Source organism: Nocardia neocaledoniensis (genome assembly GCF_003182135.1).
GTDB lineage: Bacteria > Actinomycetota > Actinomycetes > Mycobacteriales > Mycobacteriaceae > Nocardia > Nocardia neocaledoniensis.
The window spans coordinates 292,107-304,936 of the sequence record NZ_QGTL01000006.1 but is presented as its reverse complement, the minus strand read 5'-3'; the positions used below and the strand labels follow the sequence as shown (position 1 = coordinate 304,936).

At 68.1% G+C, this 12,830-nt stretch carries 15 protein-coding genes; 12 read left to right on the top strand and 3 right to left on the bottom strand.

Annotated features, from left to right (window positions below; translation table 11 throughout):
- Positions 1–163 precede the first annotated feature (163 nt).
- Entirely contained in the window at positions 164–400 is a 237-nt protein-coding gene (locus tag DFR69_RS35770) for a transposase (protein ID WP_373866987.1), read from the top strand.
- A gap of 49 nt (positions 401–449) precedes the next feature.
- Here the strand turns inward: DFR69_RS35770 and DFR69_RS18950 are convergent, their stop codons facing one another.
- The 3 genes from DFR69_RS18950 to DFR69_RS18945 form a co-directional block, all read right to left on the bottom strand.
- Positions 450–1,322: a site-specific integrase gene (locus DFR69_RS18950; protein WP_110038914.1), complete on the bottom strand. Its 873-nt coding sequence runs from the start codon at positions 1,320–1,322 to the stop codon at positions 450–452.
- Between the two features lie 34 nt (positions 1,323–1,356).
- The gene (locus tag DFR69_RS34035; protein WP_146229343.1) at positions 1,357–1,611 is read right to left on the bottom strand and encodes a MerR family transcriptional regulator; all 255 of its coding nucleotides are present in this window, start codon (positions 1,609–1,611) and stop codon (positions 1,357–1,359) included.
- Positions 1,612–2,120: 509 nt separating this feature from the next.
- Entirely contained in the window at positions 2,121–2,942 is an 822-nt protein-coding gene (locus tag DFR69_RS18945) for a helix-turn-helix domain-containing protein (RefSeq protein WP_110038913.1), read from the bottom strand.
- Positions 2,943–3,586: 644 nt separating this feature from the next.
- Between DFR69_RS18945 and DFR69_RS18940 the strand changes: the two genes are divergently transcribed.
- The 11 genes from DFR69_RS18940 (at position 3,587) to DFR69_RS18890 (ending at position 12,715) form a co-directional block, all read left to right on the top strand.
- On the top strand, positions 3,587–4,483 hold the full coding sequence (locus DFR69_RS18940) for a hypothetical protein (RefSeq protein ID WP_110038912.1): 897 nt from the start codon (positions 3,587–3,589) through the stop codon (positions 4,481–4,483).
- Positions 4,480–5,712 carry a cutinase family protein gene (locus tag DFR69_RS18935; RefSeq protein WP_110038911.1) on the top strand — a complete coding sequence of 411 codons (1,233 nt, stop codon included), beginning with the start codon at positions 4,480–4,482 and terminating at the stop codon, positions 5,710–5,712. The genes DFR69_RS18940 and DFR69_RS18935 overlap by 4 nt, the downstream gene beginning before the upstream one ends.
- Positions 5,709–6,845 carry a lipase family protein gene (locus DFR69_RS18930; RefSeq protein ID WP_110038910.1) on the top strand — a complete coding sequence of 379 codons (1,137 nt, stop codon included), beginning with the start codon at positions 5,709–5,711 and terminating at the stop codon, positions 6,843–6,845. Before DFR69_RS18935 ends, DFR69_RS18930 begins: the two co-directional genes overlap by 4 nt.
- Positions 6,846–6,922: 77 nt before the next feature.
- On the top strand, positions 6,923–8,431 hold the full coding sequence (locus tag DFR69_RS18925; protein ID WP_110038909.1) for a cutinase family protein: 1,509 nt from the start codon (positions 6,923–6,925) through the stop codon (positions 8,429–8,431).
- Between the two features lie 121 nt (positions 8,432–8,552).
- Positions 8,553–9,206 carry a DUF8176 domain-containing protein gene (locus tag DFR69_RS18920; protein ID WP_146229342.1) on the top strand — a complete coding sequence of 218 codons (654 nt, stop codon included), beginning with the start codon at positions 8,553–8,555 and terminating at the stop codon, positions 9,204–9,206.
- A complete protein-coding gene (locus tag DFR69_RS34030; protein ID WP_146229341.1) occupies positions 9,206–9,856 on the top strand; it encodes a hypothetical protein in 651 nt (216 codons plus the stop codon). Before DFR69_RS18920 ends, DFR69_RS34030 begins: the two co-directional genes overlap by 1 nt.
- A 2-nt stretch (positions 9,857–9,858) precedes the next feature.
- The gene (locus tag DFR69_RS18910) at positions 9,859–10,155 is read left to right on the top strand and encodes a hypothetical protein (RefSeq protein WP_067641759.1); all 297 of its coding nucleotides are present in this window, start codon (positions 9,859–9,861) and stop codon (positions 10,153–10,155) included.
- A 56-nt stretch (positions 10,156–10,211) separates the two neighbouring features.
- The gene (locus DFR69_RS18905) at positions 10,212–11,018 is read left to right on the top strand and encodes an alpha/beta fold hydrolase (RefSeq protein ID WP_167456323.1); all 807 of its coding nucleotides are present in this window, start codon (positions 10,212–10,214) and stop codon (positions 11,016–11,018) included.
- Positions 11,015–11,248 (top strand): hypothetical protein, encoded by a 234-nt coding sequence (locus DFR69_RS18900; RefSeq protein ID WP_110038905.1) that lies wholly within the window; start codon positions 11,015–11,017, stop codon positions 11,246–11,248. The genes DFR69_RS18905 and DFR69_RS18900 overlap by 4 nt, the downstream gene beginning before the upstream one ends.
- A 17-nt stretch (positions 11,249–11,265) precedes the next feature.
- On the top strand, positions 11,266–11,904 hold the full coding sequence (locus DFR69_RS18895) for a DUF8175 domain-containg protein (protein WP_146229340.1): 639 nt from the start codon (positions 11,266–11,268) through the stop codon (positions 11,902–11,904).
- Between the two features lie 10 nt (positions 11,905–11,914).
- Complete coding sequence (locus DFR69_RS18890) at positions 11,915–12,715, top strand: DUF8175 domain-containg protein (protein WP_110038903.1); 801 nt, start codon at positions 11,915–11,917, stop codon at positions 12,713–12,715.
- Positions 12,716–12,830 lie beyond the last annotated feature (115 nt).

Here is a 12,830-nt window from a genome sequence, read left to right as displayed (position 1 = left end):
GCGGGATAAGCCGAATCGTCAGGCTGGAGGTGCGCTTGCTGCAGCGCCCTCGCGCGGGGATGCGCCGGGACTGCTGCAAGATCAGGTGACAGAGTGACCCGCCCCACCGGTTGGGTTCCAGCTCGGGTTGCTAACTGACAGCCCTACCGAAAGGCTGTCCCGCGTGCCACGCGCTTACCCCACCGAGTTCCGGACCCGGGCGATCGCTCTGGTCCGAGCCGGCAAACCCGCCAAGCAGACCGCGATCGAGCTCGGCATCCACCCAGTCACCTTGTCGAAATGGTTGCGCCAAGACGATATCGACCAGTGCCCCGGCTGCGACGAGGCTGTCGATCACCGGGTAGAACCGCCTTTGGGCCAGATGTGTCCTCCTCGAGGAACTTCGCGGCGTGGCGGATGATCGCGAGCTCGGTTTCCAGTTCGCGGATCCGGCGGCGAGCAGCAACGGACTACGACCAGGCAGACCGTCGGCGGAGTCGGCAGAACTGCGCGGCGACCCGGATGACTTTGCCGACGGGGTGCAGGGTTGCTTCGTCGAGGTCGATGTCGGACCAGACCAGCCCGAGCATCTGGGAGCGCCGTAGCCCGGTGGCGGCGTAGAGGGTGATGACGTCGGCGAGGTCGGCGCCTTCGCAGTAGGCGGCGACCGTGGGCGGGGTGTAGGCCTTGACCGGTGTGCCCCGCTCGCGTTCGGCCTTGGACAGCTTGCGTGGACACGGGATCTGCGAGGTGCGCACCGAGGACAGGATGAAGCGCAGCTCGTCGACGGTGAGATCACCCGCGCCGCCGGTGCGACCCTTGGCTTCGACGTTCTCGGCCATCCGAGCTTCGCGCACCGGGTTCACAGCGAGGGCTGTCCTTGCGCACGCGAACCGGAACATGCCGGAGAGCACGTTGCGTGCGGTGCGCATGTTCGACGGGCCTCGGGCGTGGCCCACGTCCTTGAGGAAGGCTTCCACCGTCGCGGTGTTGACCTCGAAGAGTCGTCTGCCGCCGAAGGCACTGTCGAAGGTCTTGGCGGCCTCGTCGTAGCGGCTGAGGGTGCCCTCAGCGCGACCGAGGGAAACCAGGTGGTCGCGGTAGTGGTCCCACAGCTGCTTGATGGTGATCGAGTCCGACAGCTCGTCATCGAGATCGACACGGATGTCGACGGCGGCGGCCATCACCGCGTCGAGAGCGCGCTGGCCGGTGCGGTCGGGTAGCGGTCGGCCTTGAGCGCTGAGCTTGATCGGGGAGAATCGGGCGACCTCGCGGCGGCGGCCCGAGGTGTCACGAATATAGATGCGTGCCTTCCAATGGCCGGGGGCGATCTCGGTGAGCATCGGTTTGCCGGGTACCCCGAGAGGCCTCGGTGGTCTACCCCGGCTCACCGTCGTGCTCGGGTGGCTCGCCGCCCGAGTTCGCCAGGGCGGATTCGAGTTCGTCTATGTCCCAACGGAATTCCCTCCCAACTCGGATAGGTTTGGGCAGCCAGGTGTGCTGGCCTGGTTGGCGGGCCCAGCGCCGCAGCACTTCTGGGTGGACGCCGAGGTGCTCGGCGGCAGTTCTCGTGTTGACCCACCGACGCAGCGGCGCCGGGGTCGGGTTCGGGGTCGAAGGATCGTCACGCATCGGTGCGTCGCTGGTCGTAGTGGACATCGATCAGCGGTGCGCGGTGCAGGCCGCCGTACCTCAGAGGTGCGGGGCAATCGCGGAGAAAACTCGCATTCCTCTTCGGGAGGCGGTGGAACGCGCAGTCCCGAAGGCTGTGTGAATCGGAAGGGAGAGTGCTCGAATCGCGGCCACGCGCGCACCTGTCCGTGGGCCAAAACTGCCCGCGGTGAGGGGCTGCGATGACTCCCGATAGCACCGCGAGAAAACGCTCGCGCAGAGGGAGCAGAGGGAGATGGGTAGTGCTTTCGTGGAATTGCATCGGGCACCTTTCGGCCCGATCAATGACTCTTCCCGTCTCCAGGAAACCTGAAATTGTGGAAGTTCGCCACCAATTTTCTGCTAGCGCTGCGAAATTGGTGCCGACTCTCGCGCACAGCCCGACGACTTCGCCTCTGTGACCGATCACAAGATCCGCCTGGTGCAGCGGCGGTAGTGTCGCCGCTGCACCAGGCGGATGTTGCTGGTGGCTAGTTGAGTTCGGGCCGCGGACACGCCACTTCTGGCGTGACTGTGATGAGCTGGACGTGGTGGGCGAGCAGCCCGTCGGTCATTGACAGCAGGTAGGACACCGGCTTGCGGTCGGCATCGTAGGCGTGCAACAGGCACCGTGAATCGCGACCATAGGAGACGCTCACGCTGGCTGCCCACAGTCGCCGAGCGTCGCTGATCGGTGTCAGAACGGAAACGAGCTCTGCGGCCTGAGCTGAGCTCCGGTGACGGCCCAGGGCGGATTTCAGCATCGCAACCGTCCAGGAGCCTTCGGATTCGGAGTCGACGACCACGCTCTTGCCCTGCTCACTCAACATCCACACCGCGATCGAGCTGGTGTCGTCGATACCGGGAAAGACCTCGGCGAACAAGTCGTTGCGCGCCAGCACATTCCAGAACGGGTCGATGAAGGCCGCTGGTATGGCGCGGGATTGGAACAGGTCGAGGTTGAGCATGAGCGACTTCTCGGCTCGGACATACCTGCGCAAGGCATCGGGTGGCGCCAGCGTGATCGCGGGGGCGGCGAGCTCACGAAGGTGTGAAGCCATGGCTCTGTCCACGCGCAAGCCGATAATGATCTTCTCGAGCGTGTCGGAAGGCGGCTTGGAATCGCCGCGTTCGAAACGCCCCAGGTGAACGGCGCTGAGGTTGAGCTCTGCGGCTGCCTGGGTCTGGGTGAGCCCGAGATCGTCTCGAATCCATCCGATGGTGGTACCGAGGTCGGGGATCGAGACCCGTGGTCGGTTGGGAGCACGTCGACGTTGACGTCCCTTGTGGGGTCGTGAAATTCGGTCGTTCATTGCATCTCCCCCCCGGGAGGTAGTGACGGAAGTCACAGATTGAGTGGTTTGAACGGAGTATTTCGACTTCGTGACGAGACCAGGTCTACCAGAGGGCGTTTCGGGCGGCAAGTTAGCCCGCAGCTGCCCGAATCGTGGACAGGCATGTTCATGACAACCTCATAGGTAAGGCTACCCGGTGACGATGGGACCGCTGCGGAAGGCGAATTCTGTTGCGCGGTAAGAAACATTTCTTGATGCGTCAAAGCGAATCTGCTGCACAGGCCGCTCTTCCTTAACTGATCATTTTGTGATCTATCAAAACTCGATCAGTTAAGAACCTAGCGGCCCAAGGGATTTCGTGGCTTGGATGGAAAGTGCAAGCCACTCCATGCATTCGAGAAAGGACATCCTGTGGATCCCATCGTGATCGCCAGCTACATCAACGCCGGGCTGGCGCTGCTCAGCAACGGCCTGGCGCTGGCCGGCAACGTGCTCAACCTGGCCCTGCACCTGCTGTGAGACCCGCCCCGTAGAGGTACCCCGGCCAGGCGGCCGCCCGCCCGGCCGGGCCTCTCCAAGCGGGCGGCTCGAATTCATTTGCCGCGCAACGTCAGCGGCACTTCCTGCATCTCAACCCTTCATCGAGAAAGGGTCTCTCCGTCATGCCTGAATCCCCCTCGACCACCTACTCGAACGCCGAACAACCTCACCTCGGCGCCCGGTTGACTCGCCGCGGTAGCGCCCTGCTGCTGGCCGCCGCCATTCCTGTCGCGGTTGCCGTGTCGGCCCCGGCCACGGCCCACGCGAGCCCACCCGCGGCCACCGTGGCCGACCAAGGAGGTGTGACCAGCCCGGCCCAACCCGGTACCGAAACGCCCGCTCCGCCGCCTCCCGTCGAACCGGCCCCCGAACCGGCACCGGAGCCGTCGCCGCCGGTGTATTACGAACAGCCCCAACAGATTCGCACCGGACAGGCCCGTCCCGCCCCCGAGGTCGATGAGCCGGTGGAACCGGTACGGATCGAGGAACTGCATCTGCCCGTTGCGGTGGAGCCGGTCGCGCCGATCGTGCCGCCGGAGAACACGATCCGGATCGGTGAGTGGCAGACGCCGAGCCCGGACTGGCTTCCGGTGGAAGTCCGCGACACCATCAACAACACCGCCGCCGGTGCCGAGGCGCAGATCGCGACAGCACTGGACTCGGTCGGTATCCCGGCCGGGCGCTCCGACCGTGTCAGCGGCGCGACCCTGGGCGGTGCCGCTGTAGGCGGCGCGGCCGGTGCGACCGTGCTCGGCGCCCCCGCGGCTGCGGTGGGCGCGGTAGCCGGAGGGCTGATCGGCGGCACAGTCGGTGGAATAGCTGGGGCCGCCGTCGGCATCGTCATCCCGGTTCCCATCATCGGGCAAGTCACCAGCGGAGTGGCGGGTACCGCCCTGGGTGCTGCCGCCGGAGCTGCCGCGGGCGCGGCGATCCTTGGGGTACCGGCTGGTGCTGTCGGTGCGGCGGTCGGTGGAACGATCGGTGCGGGATTCGGTGCCGGCGTCGGAGTCGGTCAATGACCACCGGTAGCACACGACGTGTCGCGGCCGTTGCTGCCGCGACGGTGGGGGCAGCGCTGTTCACCACGGTCGCACCGGCGGCTCCCGCGGTCGCGGTGCCGATCAACGGGTGCCCAGCCCTGTTCATTCTCGGTGTTCAGGGCACCGGGCAATCCTCACCGACCGCCGACCCGCTCGCGGACACCGGAGTCGTCGGATCGTTGATCGGGCCGGTTGTGGGTGCGGTGCCTGCCCTCGTACAGCGCGCCTACATCGGCTACGACGCGGGGTTCGGCGGCATCGTCCCTGGTGGGGGCTCTGACCCGTATGTGTCTTCGGTTTCGGGTGCGCGGGCCAACCTCGACGCGGCCGCGTTGCAAGTGGTCGAGGCGTGCCCGGACACGATGCTCGCCGGTGTCGGTTACAGCCAGGGCGCCCAGGCGATGGCGAGCTTCGCCCGCGATGTCGGCGCGGGTCACGGGCCGGTCCCCGCTGATCGTGTGGCGGGGATCGCGTTGTATGCCAACCCGGATCGTGGCGAACTCGAACCGGTCTTTCCCGGTCGGCCGGGCCAGACCGTGCCCGATCCCGCACCCGGTACTTCCGGTGCGGCGGTCTCGGCCGTGCAGGTCCTCGCGGCCCCGGCGGGCGGGGCGGGGATCGCGACCACCGGCGAAGGCTACGGAGCCCTCGTCGGGCGGGTTGCCGATATCTGCAGCGACGGCGACCTCGCCTGCTCTGCCCCCGGCCAGGCCTCGGTACTGCGGTTGGGTGCGCAGCTCTTCGCCCAGGCGGATCTGACCAATCCCGCCGCAGGCCTGTCCACGCTGGGCAACGCGTTCTCCTCGGCGCTCGGCGAGGCCTGGAACACCGTGGTACTCCACGACTTCCACCTCGGTGAAGGCACTGTCGACTACGCGCCCCAAGCGGGTTTGGGGCAGCGGCTCGTCGATGCCGGTGACCCCCGCACACCAGTTCCGGATCCCGGTGCCGCGACGGCACGGTGGAACGAGATCGTCGCGACGGTCGCGGCGAACCCGCTGGTGCTGTTGCCCAGATTGCTCGCCCAACTCTCTGCCGCGTGGGGGCAGCTTGCTGCCGAGAACACCGAGCTGATCAACCCGGTGACGTGGCTGCGGTTCGCCGACACGGTCGGACGCCACAACGGCTACGCCCTGACCGGACAGTTGAACTCGGGCATCGCCTGGATGACGGCGTTGGCCCACGACATCGCGGGATCACGGTCATGACCGGCAACGGGACAACCGGCGCCACTGCGGACCCCTTCCGTGCGAACACCGCGATCGGGTTCGACAGCCCCGGGCAGGTCCTGCGTACCCGCGAGGTCATGGTGCCCCACATCGCTGGCCTGCGGCGCGCCTGGCAAGTGGTCTACACGACCAAGACCACCTTCGGAATCGCGGTGCCCGCCTCGGGCATCGTGCTGGAACCGGCCGTGGCGTCCGAGAGCGCGATCTCGGGGACGCCGGTGGTCGTGTACTGCCCGCCCTTTCACGGCCTGGGTGGCCGCTGCGCGCCTTCGCAGTTGCTGGTCGACGGGAACGAACCCGACACCAGCAGTATCGCCGCCGCTCTCGTGCAGGGTTGGCGGGTCGCGGTCCCCGACGGGGTGGGCCTGGGCATCCATGGGCTCGGCCCGCATCATTGGCTGGCCAAGAAGGCCGGCGCCCACGCAGCGCTGGACCTGGCACGCGCGATCAACTCTCAGTCCGACGAGCCGAAACTCCAAGCACCGGTTGCTGTGTGGGGTTACGCCGACGGTGGCCGTGTCGCCGCCGCGGCCGCCGAATACCAGCCCGCCTACGCCCCGGACCTCGACCTGCGCGCTGTGGCGGCCGGTGCGGTGATCCGCGATCCCGGCGCACTCATCGAGACCCTCGACGGTGGGCCGTGGTCGGGGTTGGCGTTCGCGGGGATGGTCGGGTTGGCGCGCGCGTATGCGCATCTGCCGGTCGATCACCTGCTCACCGATGTCGGTGTCCGGGCGGTTCGGGCGGCGTCGGAGGCCGACCTGGACGCGTTGCTGGTGGAGTTCCTCTCGCCGCTGGCGGCCTGGTGCGAGCGTCCGGACCCTTGGAACGACCCGGTCTGGCACTACATCCTCACCCACGAAAACCTTGGCACCTCAACACCGTTGGTTCCGATTCACCTGTATCACGGGTTGCTCGACGGGCTGGTGCCGATCGAGTCCGGCCGCGCTCTGTTCGCCGAGTACAGCTCCCGCGACGTGGCGGTGTCCTGGTCGGAATTCGACGTCACCCACCTCGGGGCGGCCGACCTTGGCGTCCCCGACGTCCTCACCGCCCTGCGCACCGGATTCGCGCGACCGCCGCGCCATCAAGGCCTGAACCCGACCAACTGACCATCTGACCGCCTGCCCGCACCACCCCCTCCGGTGCGGGCAGGCACCACCACTCGCCAACGACCGGAAGCAAACCGATGAACCACAGCACTACCGGGCGCCGAGCGCTCGCGATCGTGGCCACCTGGCTGACCGTGATGGTCATCGGGACCGCCCCCGCCTTGGCCGAAACCACCAGTGTGCCGGCGCCGACGACGACCTCGCGTGAACCCGCCGCCGCTGCCTGCCCGGCGTTGTACGTGCTGGGTGTCCAGAGCGGCGAGGAAGGCGCATCGACCTCTGTCGACACCGGTGACACCGGGGTGCTGGGTCAAGCGTTCGGCCGGTTGGGTGCCGCGGTGGGCGCGGTGATCGAGCGGTCCTACATCGTTGTCGGCGCCGAGGTGGACTCGACGAACTATCCCGCCGCGGTCACTGCAGCGGCCGAGCAGATCGAACAACGCGCCGCAGAGGTCATCGACCGATGCTCATCGACTCAGATCGCGGTCGCGGGATACGCCCAAGGCGCTGCCGCAGCAACAACCTTCGCGGAGAAGGCCGGGAACGGTCAGTCGCGGGTCCCGGCCGACAAGGTCGCCGCGGTGGCGCTGCTGGCCAACCCTGCGCGCCGGGCAGCGGCCGGGGCCCTACCTGGCACCGACAACGCTGCGGTCCCGTCCGCGGCGCCCGGTACCGCTGGGACCGAGGTGGCCAAGATCGAGCTCACCAACATCGGATTGTCCGGGGCGGGGATCGCCGCCGCTGCCACCCCGACAAATTACGGGGCCCTGGTCGGTCGGGTGGCTGATCTGTGTGTGGCCGGTGACGCGACGTGCGATGTTCAGTCCGGGAGCCCGTTGCGGACCGCGGTCACCAACATCACCGGCCAAGCCGAGGGCAAGGACCCGGTCGCCGCGATAGCCACGGTCGCCCAAGCACTGGCCTCGACCGCGTTCACCACCGCGGTCGGGGTCGTCAACGACGACCTCACCGGCACCAGCCTGGATCAACTGTCCTACACACCGAACCGAACCCTCGGCCAGCGCATCGCCGCCGCTTCCTCACCGACAGCCACCACACCGACGGAGTCCGACGCACTGTCTGCACTGTTCAAGATCGGCACGATCGGGCTGAACGCCGTGGTCTCGGTGGCCCAGAAAGTGTTCACCGCGGCGACGATCGCCGAACTCGCCGCTGTGGGTCTGTCGAACCCTGCCGCCGCGGTCGCGGTGCTCGGCACGAAAGTTGCCGATGCCGTCGTGGGTCTGGTGCCGCCGCAGTCGATCAGTACCTGGGTCAACGACGCCTTCGAGGCGATCACCTCCACCATCACCGACCCGCAAGACCTCTACACCACCTCCGCGACCGCCCAATACAGCGACGCTACCGGGCGACGCAGCAGCTACAGCACCGTCTCGGTTACCACCGGCGGTGACACCCCGCTGGCCGCGACGACGGCGTGGTTCACCGCGATCGCCCGCGACCTCAGCGCCGCGACGCCGTCTCCAACGGAACAACCGACGCACTCGTCCACCACTGCGAAACCGACTGTCACACAGACCGGTTCGCTATCGGCGACGACCAGTCCACCGATGGCGCACCCCTAGACCCCTTCGGAGCACGACGGGCCCTGGTTCCTTCCCCCTGATCAGTGGCTCTTCCCAGCGGCGTGCTCCGAAGGGCCCGACCACCAACCGAACCACCTGACCGAGCGAGGAGGTGAACACCATGCCCACCGACGACCTGAGCCGAAGCCACGGCCTCGACTGGCTCAACAAACCAGTAACTCCACAACCCGATCCAGAGGAGCCACGGCTGCTCGGCGAGCACGTCCACCGCCGAGCCACACGACCGCGCCGGTCGCGCATCGTCGCGCTCGGCGCCGCCGCTGGGATCCTCACCGGCGCGGTCGCTGCGGTCGCGGTGGACATGGCGGGCAGCGACCACACCGACCCCGCCGCCTCCGCAACACCCACGACCTCGATCACTCCCACCTCGACAGTCGCCGCAACCGCGCGAGCCTGTACCGGACTGACCGCACAAACCGTGACAGCCGGGGCCGGGGACACCACGACTCTGGCCGGTGTGATCGCGGCGTTCGAATACGCCTACTACGTCACACGCAGCGCTGAGGACGCGCTGCGCTTGGTGACCCCCCAGGCCGGAATCACGCTCGAACCGCTGGCCGCCGCGATCACCGCGCTGCCGGCCGGCACCACCCACTGCGTCGGCATCACCCCCATCGCGGAGAACACCGCCGAGGTCCACCTGGTGGAACTGCACCCCGACGGCCGCCGTTTCGACTACCTGCAGGTGATCAACGTCGCCGCCACACCGCCAGCCGGGTTGGTTATCACCAACATCCAGAAGCGAGGCAGCTGATGCCCGCATCGACCCTCCAGCAGCATCCCCTAGCCGTGATCGGGGGCCGCCGGTTGGACCCGGTGACGGTGACCCTGCCACGCCGCGCGGCCGGTATCCGCGTAGAACCGCTGCCGACGACCCGAGCGCACCCACCGGCGGTCGCGATCGTCGGCGCTCACGGGGGAGCAGGGACCTCGACGCTGGCGCGGTGGTGGGCGCCCGCTGCGGACTGCGAACAGTCCTGGCCGGGCTCGCCACAGACCACCCAACGTGTCGTTGTGGCGGCACGGTTGTGCCTGCCAGGGCTGATCGCTTGCGCGGACCGGTTGCGGGAATGGCACGCCGGAGCAGCACCCGAAGGCGTCGAGGTCGTCGGCGTCGTGCTCAGTGCCGCCCGCCCGGGCCGAGTCCCGGCACCGGTGCGCCGCTACCGCGCGGTGGTGCAAGACCTGGCCGAACACGTGTGGGAGATCGGCTGGCATGACGAGCTCATCGAACGCGAACTCAGCGAACTCGCCGAGTTCAGCCCCTTCGACCCCGCCCCGCAACGGCGCGCCCGCCTGACCGAAGCGGTGCCGCTGGATGTCCATCACGTCGGCAGCGAGCTCATCGACGCCCTCGCCCGCACGACCAAAACCCCTATCGACCAACACGATTCGGAGAAATGACGATGTCGGTTCTATCCGTCGTGGGCGACAGCGTGACGGTGCTGGCCCAAGAGATCAAGATCAACCCGACCGTCCCGCCGGGCGGGGACAAGCTGACCAACCTGGTCGGCTACCTGTCCTGGCTGGTCATCCTGGCCGGGGTCGCGGCCCTGATCTATGCCGGGGGCAAGTTCGGGTGGGAACGCTGGCACGGCGGCGCGGTCGAATCCCCCAAGATCGTGTTCGCGGCCATGGTCGGCGGCATCATCGCCACCTCCGCCGGCGCCATCATGAACGCCGCCGTCACCGGAGGCTCCTGATGCAGGCACCCCAGTACCGTCACGAAACCTGCGGCACCGCAACTGATTCACGCGCTGTGACCATTAGCGCCGCCGACGGCACCGCGCTGACCGGAACCCGGTTCGGAAGCCTCGATGCCGCGCTGACTGTCGTCTACCTGCCCGGACCGCTCGCCGACGCAAGCCATTTCGCGCCGATGATCACGCTGATCGACCGGCATTTCCGCGCCGAGGTCGCCCAGCTCGTGTACGAGCAGCGTGGCCACGGCAACGACCTGCCGCTGCACCCCGGACCTGCCGGGATGGCCCAACTCGTCGAAGACCTGGACACCGTCATCTCCCAGGCTGACGGTCGCGTGGTGCTGGTCGTGCATTCACTGGCCGCGATCGTCATCCAGGAATGGCTCTACCACCACCGACGCGGCCCCGCCCGCATCGACGCGATCGTCGCGATCGCCCCGGTGACAGAACTACCCGATCACGACAAAGCCCTCACCGCACACCCCACGGGGGCGGCCCGCCGGGCCGGTCGACGTCTCATCCACGAACTCTGCACAGCCCTGGGCGAACACCACCTCCACACCGACGCCGAACTCGAGGCCGCCCGCCACACCCTGCGGGCGTATCGGCGATGCGAAGCCGACCTCGCGGTGGTCGAAGACCTGTTGCGCGCGACACCCACCTGGATCGTGGCCGGGCACGCAGACCCAGTCGCGTGCTACGGACGGGTCACGGAACTCGCGGAGACGGTGTGGGCCGAACTGAGCAGCCTGCGCGACGCCGGCCATGACCTGGCCCGAACCTTCCCCTGGCTGCCCGCCGCAGCAGTGTCCTCCGCGATCCGGGTGGCCCGCGACGCTGACCGGTTCGGAGGCCACTGGTGATCGCCGCACCGCTGCCCGCGCCGGTCTTGGCGCCCCTGACACAGCTGTTGAACTGGCTGGCCTGGTTCGTGCTGCTGCTGTGCGTGGCGCGCGCGATCTTCGTCGGCGGCCAACTCGCCGTCCGGATCTACCGCGAAGAAGCGATCGAAGGATTCATCGGATCCCTCGCCGCCGCCGCCCTCCTCGGCATGGCCAGCGCCCTGGCCATCGCCATCCTCCCCACCACCTGACATCACAGGACACCTCTATGCCCCACAAACTTTCGGCACCCACCAACCCGACGATGATCACCTGGCTCGCCCTCGTCCTCACCGGCATCACCGCCGCGGGCTGTGGCGGCGCCGACCTCGCCGACAACGATCGGCCGCCCACCACTGTAGAAGCGGTGGCCCCTACGGGGCTGAGCTGGCGGCCCTACCAAGGCATTGACCTGCCGGTGGCGGTGCAAGGCCCCCGCGTGATCGACGGCGCGACCGCCACCGATTTCGACCGGTCCCCGGCCGGGGCCGCGCTGGCCGCGATCCACACGACCGTGCGCATGTCGGTCGCACCCGACAACCAATGGGCCGCGGTCGGGCACCGCATGATCGCCCCCACCCGAGGCCGCGATGCCTGGGCCACAGCACGCGCCCAGGTCTCGATCACCACCCCGGCCACCGACACGGTGCCCACGATCCTCGGCTACCTCGTCACCACCTACACCGACACCGAAGCCCAGATCCAGACCTACTCCCTGTATCCGGACAACTCGACCACTCGCAACTCCGCCACCGTCATCTGGGCCGCCGACGGGTGGCGGCTGCGCCTGCCCGACACGGTGACCGAAAGCCCGGTCACCGCAGTCGATTCCGTCCCGACCGACATGGTCGCCCTGCCGAGACCCTGAGGACCAGCTGATGCGTGCCACTCGAACCCTCGTCCTGCTACTCAGCATCATCACCGCTGTCGTGATCACCGTATTCGTCCTGACCGTCACCAGCGACGACCAGACCGACACCACCCAACCCCCTGCCAAGAGCGGACAGGGCTCGACGACCGCTGTGCCATCAACGACATCGTCAGCACCACGTCCGCCGACGGTCGACATGTTCGGCAACCGCCTCGAAGTCCCTGCCGAGGAAGCCGGTGCAGCGTTGCCGCAAAGCGCCCAGGACCGTGTCGACCCGGCACGGCCGGACTACTTGAGCGCACCACCTGCGCGGTTGCAGTGGCAGCGCATCTGGGACGGCGCGGCGGTCCCCGTCTCGGGGAGCGACGGCCCTGCCCGCATCGATGCCGGTGTTGCCCAGGGGTTCGCGCGCACACCGCAAGGTGCCGCGCTGGCGGCGTTGGATGCGGTCGGGCGGGTCTATGCCGCGCCGGACCCGATCTGGCGAGAGGTCGTGCGCGAGCGCTTCTACGGCGGCGAACAGGCGTTGATCGACCGGTTCGCGCGCTCACGGGCAGACACCCCGGGTGCAGCGCGCTACGTGACCGTCCCTGAAGGTGTGCGGATTCAACCGGGCTACCGCGACGACTTGGCCGTGGTGCAGCTCGCGGTCCGGTCCACGACCGGATACGCCATCGCGACCTGGCCGATGGTCTGGGTCGAGGACGACTGGCGCGTCCGGGTCCCCGACGACATCGAAAGCCTATGGCGCCCAGCAACTCCGACCGCATCGATGACCGGGTTCGGTGATTGGAAGGCCCGATCATGAACAGTTTTCTCGACGCTGCGGCCCCGCTGGCGGCAGGACCAGCCCGAACGCAGGTCCCCGATGTCGCCTGCACTGTGCTTCCGGGAGTCCGGGAGGCATGCCAGCTCGGCGGCGT